The sequence below is a fragment of the Sporolactobacillus caesalpiniae genome, from assembly GCF_040513385.1.
Lineage (GTDB): Bacteria > Bacillota > Bacilli > Bacillales > Sporolactobacillaceae > Sporolactobacillus.
On record NZ_JBEVCB010000006.1, the window covers coordinates 1 to 19,398 of the forward strand.

At 44.2% G+C, this 19,398-nt stretch carries 16 protein-coding genes; 10 read left to right on the forward strand and 6 right to left on the reverse strand.

Translation table 11 applies throughout. From position 1 onward, the window contains the following. The first annotated feature begins 449 nt into the window (after positions 1-449). Together rny and ABWW58_RS12405 are read left to right on the forward strand one after the other, a co-directional pair. Positions 450-2,018, forward strand: coding sequence for a ribonuclease Y (rny, locus tag ABWW58_RS12400; protein ID WP_425441031.1), 1,569 nt, complete (start codon positions 450-452; stop codon positions 2,016-2,018). Positions 2,019-2,241: 223 nt separating this feature from the next. Further along, complete coding sequence (locus tag ABWW58_RS12405; protein ID WP_093669442.1) at positions 2,242-3,039, forward strand: TIGR00282 family metallophosphoesterase; 798 nt, start codon at positions 2,242-2,244, stop codon at positions 3,037-3,039. 155 nt (positions 3,040-3,194) lie between these two features. Here ABWW58_RS12405 and ABWW58_RS12410 read toward each other — a convergent pair whose 3' ends face one another. After that, the gene (locus ABWW58_RS12410) at positions 3,195-3,455 is read right to left on the reverse strand and encodes a stage V sporulation protein S (RefSeq protein WP_093669440.1); all 261 of its coding nucleotides are present in this window, start codon (positions 3,453-3,455) and stop codon (positions 3,195-3,197) included. 502 nt (positions 3,456-3,957) lie between these two features. On the opposite strand from ABWW58_RS12410, the gene ABWW58_RS12415 reads away from it, so the two are divergent. Both ABWW58_RS12415 and ABWW58_RS12420 read left to right on the forward strand, forming a co-directional pair. Then, complete coding sequence (locus tag ABWW58_RS12415; protein ID WP_093669438.1) at positions 3,958-4,134, forward strand: type II toxin-antitoxin system antitoxin; 177 nt, start codon at positions 3,958-3,960, stop codon at positions 4,132-4,134. 83 nt (positions 4,135-4,217) lie between these two features. Further along, complete coding sequence (locus tag ABWW58_RS12420) at positions 4,218-4,679, forward strand: CBS domain-containing protein (protein ID WP_093669436.1); 462 nt, start codon at positions 4,218-4,220, stop codon at positions 4,677-4,679. Between the two features lie 126 nt (positions 4,680-4,805). Here ABWW58_RS12420 and ABWW58_RS12425 read toward each other — a convergent pair whose 3' ends face one another. After that, entirely contained in the window at positions 4,806-6,077 is a 1,272-nt protein-coding gene (locus ABWW58_RS12425; protein ID WP_093669434.1) for an MFS transporter, read from the reverse strand. A 289-nt stretch (positions 6,078-6,366) separates the two neighbouring features. On the opposite strand from ABWW58_RS12425, the gene miaB reads away from it, so the two are divergent. The 3 genes from miaB to cotE all read left to right on the forward strand — a co-directional run bounded on the left by miaB (position 6,367) and on the right by cotE (position 8,922). After that, positions 6,367-7,851 (forward strand): tRNA (N6-isopentenyl adenosine(37)-C2)-methylthiotransferase MiaB, encoded by a 1,485-nt coding sequence (gene miaB / locus ABWW58_RS12430; protein WP_353869438.1) that lies wholly within the window; start codon positions 6,367-6,369, stop codon positions 7,849-7,851. Next, on the forward strand, positions 7,848-8,225 hold the full coding sequence (locus ABWW58_RS12435; RefSeq protein ID WP_093669430.1) for a YlbF/YmcA family competence regulator: 378 nt from the start codon (positions 7,848-7,850) through the stop codon (positions 8,223-8,225). The genes miaB and ABWW58_RS12435 overlap by 4 nt, the downstream gene beginning before the upstream one ends. A 142-nt stretch (positions 8,226-8,367) precedes the next feature. After that, a complete protein-coding gene (cotE, locus tag ABWW58_RS12440) occupies positions 8,368-8,922 on the forward strand; it encodes an outer spore coat protein CotE (RefSeq protein WP_093669428.1) in 555 nt (184 codons plus the stop codon). Between the two features lie 89 nt (positions 8,923-9,011). Here the strand turns inward: cotE and ABWW58_RS12445 are convergent, their stop codons facing one another. From ABWW58_RS12445 to ABWW58_RS12460, 4 genes are all read right to left on the reverse strand, one after another. Continuing rightward, the gene (locus ABWW58_RS12445; protein ID WP_353869439.1) at positions 9,012-10,223 is read right to left on the reverse strand and encodes an MFS transporter; all 1,212 of its coding nucleotides are present in this window, start codon (positions 10,221-10,223) and stop codon (positions 9,012-9,014) included. Positions 10,224-10,321: 98 nt separating this feature from the next. Next, positions 10,322-11,533, reverse strand: coding sequence for a hypothetical protein (locus ABWW58_RS12450; protein ID WP_353869440.1), 1,212 nt, complete (start codon positions 11,531-11,533; stop codon positions 10,322-10,324). Continuing rightward, positions 11,526-12,722: a DUF58 domain-containing protein gene (locus ABWW58_RS12455; protein WP_093669422.1), complete on the reverse strand. Its 1,197-nt coding sequence runs from the start codon at positions 12,720-12,722 to the stop codon at positions 11,526-11,528. The genes ABWW58_RS12450 and ABWW58_RS12455 overlap by 8 nt, the downstream gene beginning before the upstream one ends. Beyond that, complete coding sequence (locus ABWW58_RS12460; protein ID WP_353869441.1) at positions 12,719-13,663, reverse strand: AAA family ATPase; 945 nt, start codon at positions 13,661-13,663, stop codon at positions 12,719-12,721. The genes ABWW58_RS12455 and ABWW58_RS12460 overlap by 4 nt, the downstream gene beginning before the upstream one ends. Before the next feature lie 187 nt (positions 13,664-13,850). Here ABWW58_RS12460 and mutS point away from each other — a divergent pair, with 187 nt between their 5' ends. The 3 genes from mutS (at position 13,851) to ABWW58_RS12475 (ending at position 19,287) form a co-directional block, all read left to right on the forward strand. Then, a complete protein-coding gene (gene mutS / locus ABWW58_RS12465) occupies positions 13,851-16,478 on the forward strand; it encodes a DNA mismatch repair protein MutS (RefSeq protein ID WP_353869442.1) in 2,628 nt (875 codons plus the stop codon). A 22-nt stretch (positions 16,479-16,500) separates the two neighbouring features. Then, positions 16,501-18,366, forward strand: coding sequence for a DNA mismatch repair endonuclease MutL (gene mutL, locus ABWW58_RS12470; RefSeq protein ID WP_353869443.1), 1,866 nt, complete (start codon positions 16,501-16,503; stop codon positions 18,364-18,366). 696 nt (positions 18,367-19,062) lie between these two features. Further along, positions 19,063-19,287: an XtrA/YqaO family protein gene (locus ABWW58_RS12475; protein WP_281242856.1), complete on the forward strand. Its 225-nt coding sequence runs from the start codon at positions 19,063-19,065 to the stop codon at positions 19,285-19,287. Positions 19,288-19,398 lie beyond the last annotated feature (111 nt).

The following is a 19,398-nucleotide window of genomic DNA, read 5'->3' on the forward strand; positions in this document are numbered from 1 at the left end:
TACAAAACCATCACACATGGCTGGAGATTAAAGACCGGTCGCTCTTTGCCCGGTTTTTCTTAATACTGTCATCACGTGCTTGATCATATCATGCAATTGGTCAGCAAGGTCACAACAATCTGTATAGAATAATTGGCAGATCAGTTTACATTCTTTCAATCCAATGGCACAAGGTTGACAACCCAAATAGGCAATTATACAATGAACTTGTAACTACAAAGTTATTGATTGCCTGATTATGTAAACTTTGCGCATGAAAATGCTTAAAAGGACGATTAAGAGAGTAACTAAAGCTACCATGTTCCTTTCAAGCAACTCGTTTTTTACGAGCAATAGGGATATCAAGTCGAAATGCCCTTCTTACCTATCGTTTCTTTGTTAAGCATCATTCAAAAGTAAAAAGCATCTGTTTTACTGGTGACGATATGGAAAAGCAAGGAGGTGAAATGATGACATTTATTACTGTTGTGATCATCTCCATTGCGCTACTGATCTCTGTAGTTTGTCTGTTTGTTGGCTATTACATTCGAAAGAAATTTGCTGAGGCGAAAATAACTTCTGCGGAAGCTGCGGCACATCAAATTGTTGAAGATGCCCACCGGGATGCGGAAGCCTTGAAAAAGGAAACGCTGTTGGAAGCGAAGGACGAAATTCATACGCTTAGGAACCAAACGGAAAATGAAGCGCGTGAACGGCGTAACGAACTCCAGAGGCAGGAGAATCGTCTGTTGCAGAAAGAGGATCTGCTCGATCGAAAAAGTGAATCTCTTGATAATAAAGAAAGTTCTTTGGAAAAAAGGGAGGAAACTCTTAGCAAGAAACGAAGACAAATTGAAGAGATGGAAAGCAAAGTGGAGGAATCGCTGCGAAAACAGCAGTCGGAACTTGAACGGATTTCCGGATTAACCAATGATGAGGCGAAGGAATTGATCCTGAACCAGGTGAAGCAGGAAACCATTCACGAGGCTGCTCAGATCGCAAAGGATATCGAAGCAAAGGCGAAAGAAGAAGCGGAAAAGAAAGCGAAAAGTATCCTTTCACTTGCGATTCAGCGTTGCGCTGCCGATCATGTGACTGAGACCACAGTCTCTGTTGTTAATTTGCCGAATGACGAGATGAAGGGACGGATAATCGGACGTGAAGGTCGGAACATCCGAACGCTTGAAACGCTCACCGGAATTGATCTAATCATCGATGATACACCGGAAGCGGTTATTCTGTCAGGATTTGATCCGATCAGGCGCGAGGTTGCGCGTATTGCTCTCGAAAAACTTGTTCAAGACGGACGTATTCATCCGGCTCGTATTGAAGAGATGGTTGAAAAATCGCGCCATGAGGTTGACGAGAAGATTCGAGACTATGGCGAACAAACCACCTTTGAGGTGGGGATTCATAGCCTGCATCCGGATCTGATCAAGATATTGGGACGACTCCACTTCAGAACAAGCTACGGCCAGAATGTGTTAAAGCATTCTATGGAAGTCGCTTTCTTGTCAGGTATGATGGCAGCCGAGCTGGGTGAAGATGAAAACCTGGCGAGAAGAGCCGGATTGCTGCATGACATCGGTAAGGCGATTGACCATGAAGTTGAAGGCAGTCATGTTGAAATTGGTGTTGAATTGGCAACGAAGTACAAAGAACATCCCGTTGTTATTAACAGTATCGCTTCACACCATGGAGATACGGACGCAACTTCTGTCATCTCGGTTCTCGTTGCAGCAGCAGACGCATTATCTGCCGCTAGACCGGGAGCGAGACGTGAAACGCTTGAAACGTATATTCATCGTTTGGAGAAATTGGAAGAGATCTCGGAATCTTTCGAAGGTGTCGAGAAATCCTATGCGATTCAAGCCGGACGAGAAATTCGAATCATCGTTCAACCAGATCTCGTAGACGATGCAAAATCGTTCCAGCTTGCCCGCGAAATTACCAAGAAAATTGAGAACGAACTGGATTATCCGGGAAATATCAAAGTAACGGTAATTCGTGAAACTCGAGCTGTAGAGTACGCAAAATAAAAAAGAAGGGTGTTTCAAAGGTTCGTTTTTTACTTTGAGACACCCTTTTTGTACGACAAGAAAAGTATAGTTATGAACCCCAAACGTGCAGATACGAAACTCTTGCGGGGCGAACTAGTTGTTTGCGAATAATCGGGGTACAGTATAAGTTTAATGTGATGAACCTTTTGGGACAGCTTCTTCTAATACCCGGAGGTAAAAGCACTAGAAAAGAGCGTGTACAATGAAAATTTTATTTGTCGGTGACGTTTACGGACGTACCGGAAGGCAAATGATTGAAGATTATTTGCCTAAAGTGAAAAGTAAGTATCAGCCTACGATAACCATAGTGAACGCAGAGAATGCGGCACATGGCAAAGGATTGACCAGGAAAATCTACAGGCAATTATTAGAAGCCGGAGCAGATATGCTCACCATGGGAAATCATACTTGGGATAATCGTGAAATCTTTGAATTTATTGAAGATGCGAAACAGCTTGTTCGACCTGCAAATTTTCCTGAAGGTACACCGGGCACAGGCATCCGCTATATTACCCTGCCGCACAATACGCAGGTAGCTGTGATTAACATACAGGGGCGTGTGTTCTTGCCAGCGCTTGATGACCCGTTTCGTGTCGTGAGTCAGCTTGTCGATGAAGCAAGGCAAAAGACGCCGATTATTTTTGTTGATGTACATGCGGAAACGACAAGTGAAAAACTGGCATTAGGCTGGTACCTGGATGGCAGTGTTTCAGCGGTCATTGGCACACACACACATGTGCCAACTGCGGATGAACGAATCCTTCCGCGAGGCACTGCTTATCTCACAGACGTCGGTATGACTGGCCCATACAATGGGATTATCGGCGTGCAAAGAGCATCCGTGACGAAACGGTTTCTGACCTCCATGCCTGTTCGTTTCGACAGTGAGGATGGCCCGGGTCAGCTTGGTGCTGTGCTCATTCAAATTGATGAAAAAACAGGTAAGGCGACAAAGATCAATCGTATTTTAATTAATGATGATCATTTGTTCTTTGATTGACATTGGTTTTAAGGACAAAAAAAGCCTCACGGGTTGAGGCGAGGCAATAATGAATAGGCTACGCATTAATGCGTGTTTGTTATAAGGCATAAAGTATGACTGTTGTCATTTTTATGTCTTTTTGTATGGAAAAACGCTCTTGCATCGCCAAAAGCTCATCGCGGCTCAACAATGAGTTTTATTGCGGTTCTCTCCTCGCCATCGATCGTAATATCTGTAAATGCCGGGATGCAAATTAGATCAAGGCCACTTGGCGCGACAAAGCCTCTGGCGATGGCAACAGCTTTGACCGCTTGATTGATCGCTCCTGCTCCGATCGCCTGTATTTCTGCTTTTTTTTGTTCCCTCATTGCATGTGCAAGGGCACCGGCAACAGAGTTAGGTACAGATCTTGCTGAAACTTTTAATACATCCATTTCCGCTTGTCATCTCCTTATGAGGATCGCCCATAAATTACTATATTCTTGGATAAGATGACTATGCCTGTTTTGGGACACGAGAGACGCTGGATACATTCGCCAACCTAATGTGGAGAATGCAACCGGTAATTAATACAGGAAGCCTCTATTAGAGGGTGTTCAAAAAGTCCGGGAAAAAGGCAATGAGGATCTTCTGCTAACAGCATGCACGTCCTGTGCAAAACGCAGAAGTCACCGCATCCTGCGGAAGTTCTGTGTCAGCTTGTTTCTCCGCTCCTCACGTATCAGCAGGGGAACTTCAACGTTGTGCACGTCCTGTGCACAACGTTGAAGTCATCACATCCTGTGAAAGTACGCTCTGATGCTCGAAACTGCGCTTCCTTGATCTTCGACGCTCAGGACGAGCTAGTGTCAGGCATGCCACAGGACGTGGCGATTTGCCTGACCTCGGCTCTTTTTGTCCTCCTTTTTGAACAGATTCTATTAAAGAGGTACTATTATGGCAAAGAAAAAAAGTTTTTTACTCAGAATTGATCCGGAAGTCTATGACCAACTTCAAAGATGGGCGGATGATGAGTTTCGAAGTGTTAATGGGCAAATCGAATTTCTGCTGCGTAATGCATTAAAAAAATCAGGCAGAGGTAACGGAAAGAAGAAAGATGAATCCGATCAGTAAATTTACTATATAAGCGGTTACATGATCATGGTATACTAAAGAGAGAACGGCATGATTGTAGGATTCCGAGGAGGTGCATCTCTATGATTGTTGAACAATTGATGCTAAAAGATGTTGTGACCGTCCGCGAGAGCGACACGGTCAAGACATTGATTGAAACCATGATTGATCACAAGATTGGTGGCGCTCCGGTTGTGAATGATCAAAATCAGCTTGTCGGCTATATCAGTGACGGAGATCTATTAAGAGAGATTTCTCCGAAACAACAAACCATTTATGATCTATATTCGCTGATTTCAGCGATCCGTGTTGATCTATCAAAAGAAAAACTGAAAGATCTGTTGACTAGGCAAGTGAGAGATTTGATGAAGAAAAAGAATTTGCGGACAGTAGAGAAGGATAAAGAATTAGATGCTGTTTTGAAGCTGCTTTCTCACGATCATATCAAACGGATCCCGGTTATTGACGATGAGCGGCATGTGATCGGCTTGGTGACGAGAAGCCATATCATTCGCCATATCGGTGAACAACTATTGAATGAATAAACAGTAAAAAGAGCATAGCCTGCAAAAGGCAATGCTCTTTTTACTGTTTTATAATTGAAGTCATTTATTACATAAATAGATGCAGCCGTATCATGTCTATGCACAGTTTTTGAAACCTTTCATTTTTCAAACATGTTCATTCATCGTTTCTGTTTCTTGTTGGAATCCATAGTTTTCCGGTCTTACGGTACCCGCAGAGGGCAAGGTGCGCAGTACGGGCATGAGCAGAACATAGACGGCATAGAATAGAAACCCGCAACTTGTGGCAATGAATATGATATTCGGTCCGAACACAGAGCTAAGAGCACCACCGACAAGCGATCCGAGCGGCATGATACAGGTTGCGAGACTTGCCACAAGTGACATGGCGCGAGCAAGCATGGTTCGTGGCACCACATTCTGAATGAGTGTAAAATTGAGGACGTTATTGCATCCGGGAAAAATCAAACTTGCTGAAAATAAAACGACTGTAAGAACGGGAAATGGTGCAACTGCTGCCGCAACCCAGAAAAGAAATCCAATAAAATAACCGGTCATAAGCATTTTGCCAATAGGCTTACGTTGAAAATTACGCGCCATTAGCGCACCGATTAATGTACCAATAGCCATTCCGGCCATCATCAACCCATACATGCTTGATCCGCCTAATTGGTCTGAGTAGGCCGGCAGTACCGCGACCAACGCACCGAGTGCAAAATTAGTCATCAATGAACCCACCATCATTTTTCCTATTAACGAATGAATAACACTATGGAAGCCTTCGCGCAAATCAGAGAAATAACGTGTACATTGCGCTTTAATAGATAGATTTGTATGGGTTTGATTAACCTGAGGCAATTTGAGCATTGAGAAAAGCACGATAGCAATTAAAAATGAAACAATATCGGCACTAAACAGTGAAATCGCTCCGATTACCGTAACCAAGACACCGCCAATTGCCTGAAATACTGCTTCGGTTCCCTGATAGGCAAGCGTCATTAAACCATTACCTTGAACACGCTGTTCTTTATTTAATATGTGTGGAATAAGCGCGCTCTCTGCCGGGAAAGAAAACTGATTAAAAAACGATACTATGGGCATGACGGTAAGAATGAGTGGAACGGTGAGGATGTTAAACCAAGCAGCTGCAGGAATCGTGATCAGAAGAAGAGCCTGAACGAGTTGAGTGACTACAATTAATCGCTTGATTGAATAACGGTCGATAATTGGACCAATGACGAATTGCAAAGCTCGTGGAACCATGATAAGAAAGCCGGCGAGTCCGGAGTAGAATGATGATCCGCTCATCTGGTAGACAAGCCACATTGCGGCAATAAAATAAATGCTGTCACCAACATTCGTGATCATGCGTGCCGAGAACAAGAAGCGAAAATTCCTATTTTGTTTTAGTAAATTCATTTGACTTAAATGCCCCCATGTTAAAGATAAATGATTCTTTGTTTAATTTGCAAAATCATAGCATAAATTCCGATTCATTTTTCAAAATGTTGATTATGTTATACACAAATTACTATAAGAAATTAGCGGTATATACGGTTATATTAAACGAACGTTTAATAATATTGACTCGTTTAGTGGATCTGTGATCATGTTCTTGGGATTTTATCATCCAACAATGGATCATTCTTTCATAACATCAATGAGTTTGCTATAATTTAGGGATGAGATTTGAAGGAGAGGTTGCTCTGTGGCTGATAAAACAATCAGCAAAGTTGATTTTTCGAAGTACTTTCAGCCGCCCTCTCTGAAAGACGCACGCAGGCGTCGCAGAGAGGCGGTACAAATTATAAATGATTTTAGTATTCCGGAAGATATGCAGCATGTTGGTAAAGGTAAAAAGTATCTGATTGAAACGTATGGTTGTCAGATGAATGAACATGATACGGAAGTCATGGCCGGTATCTTAGAAGAAATGGGCTATCAGGAGACATCTGAGCCGATCGATGCCGATGTGATTTTGCTCAATACGTGCGCCATCCGTGAAAATGCAGAAAACAAGGTGTTCGGACATATCGGTACATTGAAAATGTTGAAACTGGAAAAGCCCGGATTAATTCTTGGCGTTTGCGGATGCATGGCTCAGGAGGAAGTTGTTATAAACAAGATCCTTGCCAAACACCCGCAAGTCGATCTGATTTTCGGTACGCACAATATTCATCGCCTGCCACAGCTTTTAAAGGAAGCTTTGTTCGGTAAAGAAATGGTTGTTGAAGTTTGGTCGAAAGAAGGAGACATTGTCGAGAATCTCCCGCAATCCCGCAGGGGGCATTTTCAGGCCTGGGTCAATATCATGTACGGTTGTGATAAGTTCTGCACCTACTGCATTGTTCCCTATACACGAGGCAAGGAGCGAAGCCGTCACCCGAAAGAGATTATTCAGGAGGTGCGTGATCTTGCCCGCAAAGGATACAAAGAGATTACGCTTCTCGGGCAGAACGTTAATGCTTATGGTAAGGATCTGCCTAACATGGAAAATTACGGACTAGGAAATCTAATGGATGAAATGCGTACGATTGGTATTCCGCGCGTTCGCTTTACGACAAGTCATCCGAAAGATTTTGACGATCATCTGATTGAAGTCTTAGGTAAGGGCGGCAACCTTTGCGAACACATCCACCTTCCGGTTCAGTCAGGAAGCTCTGAAATCCTAAAGATTATGGGCCGCGGATACACTCGGGAACGCTACCTCAGTCTTTTTCACAAGATTAAAGATACGGTTCCCAATGCTTCGTTTACGACCGACATTATTGTGGGCTTTCCTAACGAAACGGATGAACAGTTTGAAGAGACGATGTCCCTTGTACGAGAATGTCAATTCGACGGTGGCTTTACGTTCATCTATTCACCAAGAGCAGGCACTCCTGCAGCGCGCATGACAGACAATGTTCCGATGGAAGTGAAGAAGGAACGGTTGCAGCGTTTAAATAAACTGATGGATGAATTATCGGCAAAGAGTAATACCAAGTATCAAGATAAAATCGTGGAAGTGTTAGTAGAAGGTGAGAGCCGCAAAAATGCCGAGGTTCTTTCCGGTCATACACGTACCAATAAAGTCGTCAATTTTCGCGGCCCAAAATCTCTGATCGGACAATTGGTCAAAGTTAAAGTGACGAACACCAAAAAGTGGTCGCTTGATGGTGAATTGCAGGAAGCAGAGGTTTTCAATCAATGACGCAGTACTATTCAAAGGAAGAAATTCTTGCTCAGGCAGAAAAAATAGCAGAACGATTATCCGAATCGGACCAGATTCGTTTTTATAAGCAAGCTGAAACGAAAATTAGCGCAAATAAAAAAGTTCAGCGATTAATTGAGCAAATCAAACACTATCAGAAGGAATCTGTGAATCTGCAGCATTTCGGGAAAACAGAAGCGTATCATCAAAATGAAGCGGTGATTAATCAGCTGCAAGCAGAACTTGACGCGATTCCTGTTGTCCAGGAATTTAGGCAGTCTCAAGAAGATGTCAATGATTTTTTGCAGCTGCTTACGAAACTTGTGTCGCAACGTGTTACCGATGACAAGACCCGTTCTGATATCCGTCCATGAATTCAGAAGACTCACGAACCTGTTCCAATCATAAACTCCTAATATAGGAGTTTTTTTTGTTGCTTACGCCTTCTTTTTGTTTCACACGTGTCATTTGCCCTGCATAACATGAAGATGAAGAAGGTAAAGGAGGTTTGGACTTTTGGCAGAGAATGCATATAGGGAAATTATCACAAAGGCCATTTGCGGGAAAGGCAAAAAATTCAGCCAATCCGCACACACAGTTACACCGACGCATAAACCATCGAACATCCTTGGATGCTGGGTCATTAATCATAAATATAAAACCAACTATCATAAGGATGCGGTTATCGTCGAAGGAACGTATGACATTAACACTTGGTATTCCTATAACAACAACACAAGAACTGAAGTTGTATGCGAGACCGTAAATTATCGCGATCGTGTACCGCTGACACTTCGTGACAAACAAGTTGTTTCGGACCAGGTAGATGTTACTTGCCGAGCACTGCAGGAACCAAATTGTTTGGAAGCGAAAATTTCGCCAAACGGCAACAAAGTGGTCGCTCAGGTAGAGCGCGAGTTTCTTGTTGAAGTGATTGGAGAGACTAAAGTTAAAGTCCAAGTGGATGACGATGGTTTGATTGAAGCTGCAGATGATGATGATGATCTAGATAAAGAATTGGACGGTCTGGATTCAGAGTTTCTAACTGAAGATGACAAGGAAGAGGATTGAGAAGAAGAGCGCGCCTCTTCTTTTTTTTGCATAGATTCCCAGTAAAAAACCATGATCTTTTGGACAGATCATGGTTTTTGAGATGCGAATTATTTTTTGAAGACGATGTGTTTTCTCGAAGTGAACAGAACTAGAAAAGCGAGAAACAGCAATGCGGCAGAAATATAAAACACGGAACGGACGCCGAGCGTATCGGCCAAATAGCCCAGCAGCAAACTGCCGATACCAAACAGAATAGATTGTATCGCGTCTTGTGCAGCGAAAACGTTTGCGAGGTGATTTGGAGATACTGTTTTCTGTTCAATGGTAAGAAAAATAACAGATTGGAATTGAAACGCAATCCCATAGAATAGGGTAAGGACGAGCGCTGCCCAAGGTAATGAATTCATGCCGAATAAAAATGTGACAATACATCCTAAAAGTGTTCCGACTGTTACGAAAGGTGCCGAGTGTTTTTTTAGATGTGCGCTCCAACGCATACCATAAAAACTAGTTAGAATTAACCCAACAAAAAAGATAAAGTTAATATACCCCCACCAAGAAGCGTCCACATGTAATGCTTGATCAACAAAAACGTATATGATCGCGGCAATCCATACGACATCGGCAAACGACCATAAGGATTCGGTAAGAAAGATGATACGCAATACCGGTGTTTGCCAGACGGTTCGCCAACCGTTTTTCAAAAGTGACCATTTTGATTGGCCGCCTTGACTCTTTTTCCTAAGATCTTTCTTTGGGGAACGGATCAATCCCATACACAGTGACGCTGTGCAGTAAAGGATGAGTGTGACAGCAATCAGAGAAGTGCTTCCCCATTTAGCTGCGAAAAGGCCACCGAGCGCCCAGCCGCTCATGGTCATACTTTGATCCATCAGTGCAAGAAAACTGTTTTTTGCAATCAACTTTTTTTCCGGGACAAGCACAGGCACAAGTGCGCCTCTTGCCGGTGTCGCCCATCCATCAAGAAAACTGACCAAGACAACCACTAAGAATACGATCGGTACACGTGCAGAGTCCAGTGAATAAAAGGTAAGACCAAAGAAACCCAGTAAAAGTAAGGTCTTGCAGGCTTGAGAGATCACGAGACTCCGTTTGAGCCCCATCCATTCCATCACAAGTGGCGCCATTAAAGCACTCAAAAAGCGAGCTACCGTACTGATGAATGGTACCAATGCCATGTACATGGCCGATTCGGTCAACCCGTAAAGAAATGTCATCAACCCGACAATATAAAAAACATCACCGAGATTCGCAAGGGACTGTCCGATCCAGAGGTACTGAAATCCTCTGTTTTTCATGACGCATTCACTCCTATTCAATTAGTTATGAATTTGGCGAGAAATGCGTCAATCACATATTTGGATGTTCATCCCTTCGAGTTTATGATTTCATCCTATCATGTTTCACTGCTCTTTACATCATTTTCCTGATGTTCAGGCTTGTTTAATTGCTGTTCCGCTTTTTTAGCTGTTTTAAGAAATGCGTTGAGTTCCGATTCAGTGAGCTCTTTTCCACCATAACGAACTTTTTCATAAGCGGTCATTAACACATCCTTGTCGCTCAGGTTCAATCTCTTCAACCAATCCGACAATGTTTCCGATGCGCCGCGTCCGCATTTATGCTTTGATGCCAGCTTTTGAAGCTTGTAAATGGCACGCCGGACAGGATGCTTCGGCGGAAAAAAGCGATTGACACTTCGTTTACGATCCTTATCGGCAAAAAGGAGGTTTTCTCGGGTTTTGAACTCAGTAGTCATGGCAGGCGCGGTGTGCTTACTTATTTTAATCCGCCGCAGTTGCCGGAAAACGATGAAAACTAATACAACAGCAATCAATAGTCCAAAGAGCAATCCAAAATTAACCAGTGGATGACCATCGGGAGGCAGGCCTTGACTCGGATGCTTGCTTGTGTTTGATCCTTGAAGTGCTTGTTGAATTCTTCTGCCGGTTTGTTTATTAGAAAAACCATTTAGCCAACCAAAAAGTACAGTTGAAATACCGTACGTAATTGGACGGATGATAAGATAAAAAAGAAAATCGTAAACCGCCGCGACAAGTGGTTTTAACATGCCTGCGACTAAGGTTAAAATCGCCGCTACAGTTATGAAGGAAGTCGATAGGATAGATAGCCATCGGTTGCCCAACCCATTGTTCAAACTAATCCACGCAATTGCCGCCGCAAGCTCAGCAAGCAGCAATAGAAAAAGGGCGTTCGGATGGTTAATCCGCGCAAACAGCGCGTAGATAACAACAATGCTCGAGAATACCAGAACGAATCGCCAAAGTTTATCGGCACTTTTGCCTTCATCATTTCTAAGCGAAAAATAGGTAAGCATGGCTGTTAATAGTGCGCTGGCAAAGAAACTCAGGTCAAGAATAAATAATGCAAGCAAACCGGTAACTACGGCGACAAGGAGAAAACTGGCAAGACTTGAATGTTTCATCTGTCTCAATAGAAGAAGCATGGAACAGTGAATAAGCGCGAGCACGATAAAAGGGATCAGTAACGCCCATTGCCCCGCCATTATCGGAAGGAGGACGAGAAAGCAGAACAGCCACTCGCAACTAAAGTAGAGAGCGAGCGACACAATTTCTTTTGATTTAGTCAACCATGATCGCTCCTTTCTCAATCCGTTCCAATGCACATCCCTGATCGGATACATGCAGTTTAAATATAATATGACCATCTCTTAGCCATTTAGAAAGAAATGGAGACGCGAGCTCCGGTTGATCAAGAGCTGCAATAATCAGGATGCGCGTCTGATTCAGTTTGCGATCGATAATTCGCATCGCCTGCGGGATCGGTGTCTTGATTTGCCATTTCTGCAAGAAGGCAAGCATTTCCCATGTTTGCCTTAAGTGATCACCGCCTTCTTCAGGATCGAGTCCCAATAGCTTTCTTCCAATCGTTTTTGTATTACAGTAAAGCGAGAATTCAATATGACGCTTTCGCGCATCCTGCGTTAACCATGCTGCCGCAGAGATGCGTTTTTCAAGATCCTCAGAGCGTTTATGACTCATGTGGCTTGACGCATTGAGAAAAAGGAATGTCCAGCTTTGTTGCGAGACATGTTCAAATGTTTTCGTCTGAAGTCGCCCTAACCGCGCGCTAGCCATCCAGTGTATCTGCTTAAATGGATCAGAAGTTGCGTAATCGCGAATTCCAGCGGGCGCTGTATAGTCCTGAAAAAGCGAACGCGCGGATGGAAGACTGCCTAAATTCTGTGGCGCGACAAGTTTCAGATGGTTTACAACTTCAGGTTGCGGAAAAACGATGAGCCTGCTTTTCAACAATTCATTAAAATGAAGGGAACAGGTAACTACATGAAGCGGATCTGAGCAGGTCAATTCAAACGAACGCATGCGTGCGGTTCCACGTTCAAGCGCTTTTACCGGACAATGCACAAGGATCTTTTTCTGAGCGGGCAACGTAAGGGTAAATTGATACTCTGATTCATTTACGTGACTGCTTTCGTTTGAAAAGGAAACAATCGGGTCGGATACGATGCGGCCTTTTAATGAAAAGAAGGGCAGCTTTGATGGATTGACAAAAGTGATGATCAAATCGCCTGTATCACCAATGGACAAGCGCAAACTGCGATCCGTATTTTCAATAGACAAGGAGCGAATCATATGTACTAAATACCATTTTGACACAAAGGCGAGTGCAATAAAAACTAACCCTGTTAGTGCCAGTAAAAATGTATTCCTGATGAAGCCAATGAAAAAGACAATGAAGCCGAATAAATAAAAGAGTGACTGATTACGCGTTTGCCACCCGGTTGCATATCCTTTCATTTCTGCGACGCTCCTGCCTCAACAGGTACATCGATATGCTCAAGCACGGCATTAATAACGCGTTCCTTAGTGGCGTGCAATTCCCCTTCCATTGACAGCACAAGCCGGTGAGCGAGAATGGGTGCTGCCATGGCTTTTACGTCTTCAGGAACCACGTAGTCGCGACCATGGATCAAAGCTTTGGCTTGGGCTCCTCGCATGAATGCTAACGTACCTCGAGGACTGACACCGTTTGCCACCCAGTCATGTGCGCGTGTTGCGCGAACGATATGAAGCAGATAGTCTTCGACCGGTTCGCTCATTTTTACCGCTTTGACTTGCTCTTGCAAGTGGGCAATCGTTTCTTGTTCAATGACTGCTTCAATTTTTTCAAGGGGATTTCCCATTCGATGGAGACGAAGCATTTCCTTTTCTTCATTGAAATCTGGATAACCGGAGGAAATCTGCATAAAAAAACGATCCATTTGCGCTTCAGGAAGCGCAAATGTGCCTTGGGATTCAATCGGGTTCTGTGTGGCGATAACGAGAAACGGTTTGTCAATGGCGAACGTTTCGCCTTCAATCGTCACTTGGCGTTCTTCCATAACTTCGAGCAGGCTTGATTGTGCGCGCGGTGTCGCGCGATTAATTTCATCGGCAAGAAGAATATTGGTCATCACCGGTCCCATCTTCAGTTCGAAATTCTGCGTTTTCGGATTGAAAAATCGGATGCCGGTAATGTCGGAGGGAAGCAGATCCGGCGTGAATTGCACGCGTCGAAACTTGCCTTTTATCGATTTGGCTATGATTTTGGCCATCATTGTTTTACCGGTACCTGGAACATCCTCCATGAGCAGGTGGCCTTCGCAGATCATCGCGATAAAAATGAATTCAACCATTTTATCCTTGCCGGTGAGTACAGTTCCGACATTATTCTTTAAAGATTCTAAATTCTTATTCATGAATCAGGTCCCTCTCAATTACGATTTTGTCTATTATATCATTTATTCTGAAATGCAAACCGAAAAAATGATCGATAACTTGGAAAGGGATACACTACATGAATCGACTCAAGCGGGTATGTCCCTGTGCTATAATAATAGAATGATAAATTGTATATAAACATAGGCAAGGTGGAGTGGGAAGACAATGAGCTATACACCTATGATTCATCAATATTTGGCGATTAAGGCGCAGTACCAAGATGCGTTTCTCTTTTTCAGGCTTGGAGATTTCTATGAAATGTTTTTTGAGGATGCGAAGAAGGCATCGAAGGAGCTTGAAATAGCGCTCACCTCTCGGAACGGTGGTAAGGATGAATACATACCGATGTGCGGCATTCCTTATCACGCGGCGAAACAATACATTAAGGTACTAATTGATAAAGGCTACAAGATCGCAATATGCGAACAGATGGAAGATCCAAAGCAGGCAAAGGGCATGGTGCGCCGCGAAGTGATCCAGTTAATTACTCCAGGGACAATTATGGAGGATGAATCACTGCAGCCGAAAAAGAATAATTATCTTGCCGCACTGAACGCTTCCTCCGATGGCTCCTATGGGTTTGCCATGAGCGATTTGACTACCGGTGAAACTCGGGTCACGTTGATCACAACTTGGGACGGCGTTATCCAAGAGATGGATGCGAACGATGTACGTGAACTTGTCCTCACGCCGGATTTCGATCCAACAAAAAAAGAGGAATTGGTTGAACGGCTGAATACGACTTTCTCAGAAAGCAAAGAAGACCAAGTACCTGATCAACTAAAAAGCATTACTGAGGGGATCGAACAAGAAAAGCTGCTCCGTCCGTTAGGCAGATTGTTGAATTATTTGCTGAGCACGCAGAAACGTTCGCTCGACCATTTGCAGCCGGCGGATGTCTACCATATTAATGAATACATGATGATTGATCAGCATTCCAGGCGCAATTTGGAATTGACGCACACCAATCGTGAGAAGAAAACGTACGGATCACTTCTTTGGCTGCTCGATGATGTGAAGACAGCGATGGGTGGGAGGCGCCTGAAGCAATGGATCGAGAAACCGCTGCTTAATCAGAAAAAAATTGAGAAAAGAATGGATGCCGCTGAAGCGTTGAAGGAACATCTATTGGAACGTGAGACGCTGCGTTCGCTGCTTGGCAATGTTTATGATCTCGAACGCTTGGTCGGTCGCGTATCATTTGGCAACGTCAATCCACGTGAAGTCGTGCAGCTTAAGCGTTCTCTGGAACAGATTCCGGAAATCAAGCGTACCTTGGCGGAGCTTGGCGAAGCGTCGCTTTCCGTGTATGAACAAGAGATGGATCCGTGTGATGAAGTTCGGGAATTGATTGCTGGGGCAGTTGTTGATGATCCGCCTTTCTCAACAGCGGACGGCGGAATGATTAAATCCGGCTATAACGAGACACTCGATCAATATAGAGACGCATCGAAAAATGGGAAACGCTGGATTGCTGAACTTGAAGCCAAGGAGCGCGAAGAAACCGGTATTAAGTCTTTGAAAATCGGCTATAATCGAGTATTCGGCTACTACATTGAGATTTCTCGGCCGAATTTGAAACTGATTCCGGAGGGACGCTATGAGCGCCGACAGACGCTTTCAAATGCAGAGCGATTCATCACTCCGGAACTGAAAGAAAAAGAACGGGTTATTTTAGAGGCGGAAGAAAAGCGCGTCGGTCTTGAATTTCAATTGTTCGGCGATGTCCGTTTAAAAATAAAAGAACAATCAGCACGTCTGCAGAAGTTGGCGCGGCTGGTCAGCAACTTGGATGTTCTGCAGAGCTTTGCCTCTGTTAGCGATCGCAACGGCTATGTGCGCCCGCAGTTTTCAAACGATCGCACATTGTCGATTAAGAACAGCAGGCATCCGGTAATCGAACGCGTCATGCGCCGAGGAACCTTCGTTGCAAACGATTTTAATATGGACAAGACTTGTGATCTCTTAATGATTACCGGCCCGAACATGGGTGGAAAAAGTACCTACATGCGCCAAGCCGCACTAACAGCGATCATGGCTCAAATCGGATGCTTTGTACCGGCAGATCAAGCAACACTGCCGGTTTTTGATCAAATCTTCACGCGCATTGGAGCCGCTGACGATCTTGTATCCGGCCAAAGTACGTTCATGGTGGAAATGGACGAGGCGAATTACGCGCTTAGTCACGCTACACAGAACAGTCTGATTCTGCTTGATGAAATCGGCCGAGGAACGTCGACTTACGACGGGATCGCGATTGCTCAGGCAATTGTTGAGTACATTCATGATCATATTGCGGCCAAGACTTTTTTCTCCACACACTATCATGAGCTGACCTTTCTCGAGGAGAAATTGGATCGGCTTAAAAATATTCATGTTGGCGCGATGGAGGAAAACGGTACGGTTGTTTTTCTTCATAAAGTGCTTGATGGTCAGGCAGACAAAAGCTATGGCATTCATGTCGCTAAGCTGGCCGGGCTGCCGGATAATTTGATCGATCGCGCGGACGAGATTTTGCAGGGACTTGAACAATCGTCTCCGGAATCGGTGGAAAGCACGGCTTCAACGGTTCAAGCGGAAGCTGATCAGGAAATTGCAGCAGCTGAGACTGTTGAAGAAGAGCCGGAGCAATTGGCACTCTTTGCCGACGTGAAACAAGAAGATATGGCACCGTCGCTCAGTAAGCGTGAACGAAAAGTGCTGCATGAGTTGGGTAAAATTGAACTGTTAACGATGAATCCGATGGATGCGATGAATAAGCTCTATCAGCTGCAGAAAGCATTAAAGAAGTAAGCATGTGAAAGGGGAGATTCACATGGGCGTAATTAAACGGCTCAGTGAGACACTTGCGAATAAAATAGCCGCCGGAGAAGTGGTTGAACGTCCGGCATCGGTTGTCAAGGAACTGGTGGAAAATGCGATTGACGCAGATGCGTCCTCAGTATTGATTGACATAGAAGAGGGCGGATTGAAATCAATCAAAATTACAGATGACGGCCGCGGATTCGCTCCCGAAGATTGCAAAATAGCTTTTGAACGGCATGCGACGAGTAAAATTCATGAGGATTCCGACCTCTTTCATATTGCAACACTAGGCTTTCGCGGCGAAGCGTTACCCAGTATCGCGGCGGTATCGCATCTGGAATTGTCCACATCCGATGGTGAACACCCCGGCACGCATCTTGTTTTGCAAGGCGGTCATGTGATCTCATCGGGTCTCGCTCAAAGCAGGAAAGGCACGGAAATAAAGGTGGAACGCCTTTTTTACAATACTCCGGCGCGATTGAAATATTTGAAGAGTATACATACGGAGCTCGGAAAGATTACCGACGTTGTCAACCGTATGGCGCTCGCTTATCCAAAGGTGCGTTTTAGCTTAACTCACGAACAGAAAATGCTCTTTCAGACCAATGGCAGCGGTAATCTGAGCCATGTACTAGCTGCCATTTACGGTGTTCGCACGGCAAAAGCCGCTTTTTCTTTTTCAGGCGAATCGCTCGATTTTAAGGTTGAGGGCCTTGCGGTGCATCCGCAGATTTCCAGAGCAGGCAGACAGTATGTCTATATTTTCATCAATAACCGTTTTATCAAAAATTATCCGATTTTCAACGGTATCATGGATGGCTACCACACCTTGATGATGATCGGGCGTTATCCGATTTGTGTGCTCCATATCCAGATGGATCCATCGCTTGTCGATGTAAACGTTCATCCGGCTAAGCTGGAGGCAAGAATCAGCAAGGAAAAGGAACTGTGCGCACTGATCAGCGAAACGATTCGGGCAGCTTTTCACCGTGAACGACTGATTCCTTCTGTTTCAGGAAAACCTCATGTGGCATCGGATAAACCAAAGAATGAACAGCAAGCCTTAGACTTTTCTCCGGCTGCCGTCACCGGCCCGGAACTTTCTAATAAAGAAGAATGGAAAGATGATGAAGCGAACAGTTCCGCTTTTTCGGAACACGTGCGTGAACCGGAAGCCGACCATTTCGCGGCTCAATCAGATTTTAATGAGATTGCGGCGGCTTTTCAAACTGAATCAGCCGTTGTGAATGAGGTAAAGCCTGTGGACGACGAACTCGCCGATGAACCGAAGAAGCGGATGCCAAAACTGTATCCGATTGGGCAGATGCACGGCACCTATATTTTCGCTCAGAATGAGGACGGCCTGTATATTATTGATCAGCATGCAGCGCAAGAACGGATCAAGTATGAATACTTTCGTGAAAAAGTCGGTGAAACAGCACGCGAAGTGCAGGAATTGCTCGTCCCAATGACCTTTGAATTCAGCGCGTCTGAATACGAGACTGTTATGGAATATCAAGATTATCTGCGTGACATCGGTCTGAATTTTGAAGCGTTCGGTGCGCGCAGCCTGATCATCCGCTCCTGCCCAACGTGGATGCCGAAGGGCAAAGAAGAAGAAATGATTAATGATCTTGTTCATCAATTAATTGAAACGGGCAAAGTGTCGATCAAGAAACTCCGTGAGAAACTTGCGATGATGATGTCTTGCAAGCGTTCGATCAAAGCCAATCATTATTTGCGCCAGGATGAGATCCAAGCGTTGCTCGACACACTCAGTAAAGCCAAGGATCCGTTCACCTGCCCACATGGTCGTCCAGTTCTCGTTCACTTTACGCCCTACGAAATGGAAAAGATGTTTAAACGTGTGCAGTGACGGGGTTTTTAAGGGGGGGCAAATCCATTTCCCCCCTGTCGGATACTGCAGAAATTGTGCGATGAGTCTTTCGTCATTAGTGATCGTACGGATACTGGACACGGTATTTGGTGGGAACAACCAGTCTTGTCAAGTGAGTTCGTGATCTTGATAGATTTGCGCATCACAGTTCGCGGTTGTATCCATAAAGATTTTGACTCCGTCTTAGCGATTGATACGTTTTAAAACTTATAAAGGACAACATTTCTAATTCAATGGCTTTATTCTTAACCGTGCAGAAGATGGAGTGAATCGACTGTAGGGTTATTTTGTGTGCTTTTTTGAGTCTCTTAATGAATCGCTGATTGTGTCTATGTTATAGTTGCCGACCGGTATCCACCAAGATAAATGATCCGGCATTATCACTTATCACCACGTTTTATGTAATTGACCATAGATTTTCCATATCTGAGGTTATGACCGGGTCGATGAAAATCATGGATGAATATTTCTGTTCGAACTGTAATGAACAAATGAAGTACTGGAATCTATGAACGTCCTGGTTGAATGCTTGATTGTGAGGTCGTGGATGAAACGAATGGAAATGATAGCCACGATGGTAAGTAAACAGACAATGAATGCAATCAGAGAGGAGTGGTAACTATGCGAGAAAAGGAAATTGAACTGAATTCAGATCGAAAATTGGTGACATAAAATATTGAGTCAAATAAGATTCTAGTGCTTGTCCTCGATGGTGTGCAAAACAAAGCGAAAGTAGCCGAAGCTGGTGAACATGGTTTCACAATTATAGAGACAGCAAAGGGAAAGGTTACCAAAATCAAGTATGGGGAAGGGGAATTATTTTATATGGATCTAAAAAAAATAATTAGTTTTAATAATGTGTTACTGTACTGCAATGCCGTGGGTGATCGCGCATCATAGTTGCGGGGGTCACGCACGAAAAGTGCGGATTCATGTACTAAATAATTTGCTATAATACTACTACCAATATTAGGTAACTTTTTTTATTTGATCGTTGATGAGTGACATGTA

What these genes read in the sequence shown, in the direction of transcription:
- rny (WP_425441031.1), top strand. Translation starts at nt 450, where the DNA reads ATGACATTTATTACTGTTGTGATCATCTCCATTGCGCTACTGATCTCT.
- ABWW58_RS12405 (WP_093669442.1), top strand. Translation starts at nt 2,242, where the DNA reads ATGAAAATTTTATTTGTCGGTGACGTTTACGGACGTACCGGAAGGCAA.
- ABWW58_RS12410 (WP_093669440.1), bottom strand. Translation starts at nt 3,455, where the DNA reads ATGGATGTATTAAAAGTTTCAGCAAGATCTGTACCTAACTCTGTTGCC.
- ABWW58_RS12415 (WP_093669438.1), top strand. Translation starts at nt 3,958, where the DNA reads ATGGCAAAGAAAAAAAGTTTTTTACTCAGAATTGATCCGGAAGTCTAT.
- ABWW58_RS12420 (WP_093669436.1), top strand. Translation starts at nt 4,218, where the DNA reads ATGATTGTTGAACAATTGATGCTAAAAGATGTTGTGACCGTCCGCGAG.
- ABWW58_RS12425 (WP_093669434.1), bottom strand. Translation starts at nt 6,077, where the DNA reads ATGAATTTACTAAAACAAAATAGGAATTTTCGCTTCTTGTTCTCGGCA.
- ABWW58_RS12435 (WP_093669430.1), top strand. Translation starts at nt 7,848, where the DNA reads ATGACGCAGTACTATTCAAAGGAAGAAATTCTTGCTCAGGCAGAAAAA.
- ABWW58_RS12445 (WP_353869439.1), bottom strand. Translation starts at nt 10,223, where the DNA reads ATGAAAAACAGAGGATTTCAGTACCTCTGGATCGGACAGTCCCTTGCG.
- ABWW58_RS12455 (WP_093669422.1), bottom strand. Translation starts at nt 12,722, where the DNA reads ATGAAAGGATATGCAACCGGGTGGCAAACGCGTAATCAGTCACTCTTT.
- ABWW58_RS12460 (WP_353869441.1), bottom strand. Translation starts at nt 13,663, where the DNA reads ATGAATAAGAATTTAGAATCTTTAAAGAATAATGTCGGAACTGTACTC.
- mutS (WP_353869442.1), top strand. Translation starts at nt 13,851, where the DNA reads ATGAGCTATACACCTATGATTCATCAATATTTGGCGATTAAGGCGCAG.
- mutL (WP_353869443.1), top strand. Translation starts at nt 16,501, where the DNA reads ATGGGCGTAATTAAACGGCTCAGTGAGACACTTGCGAATAAAATAGCC.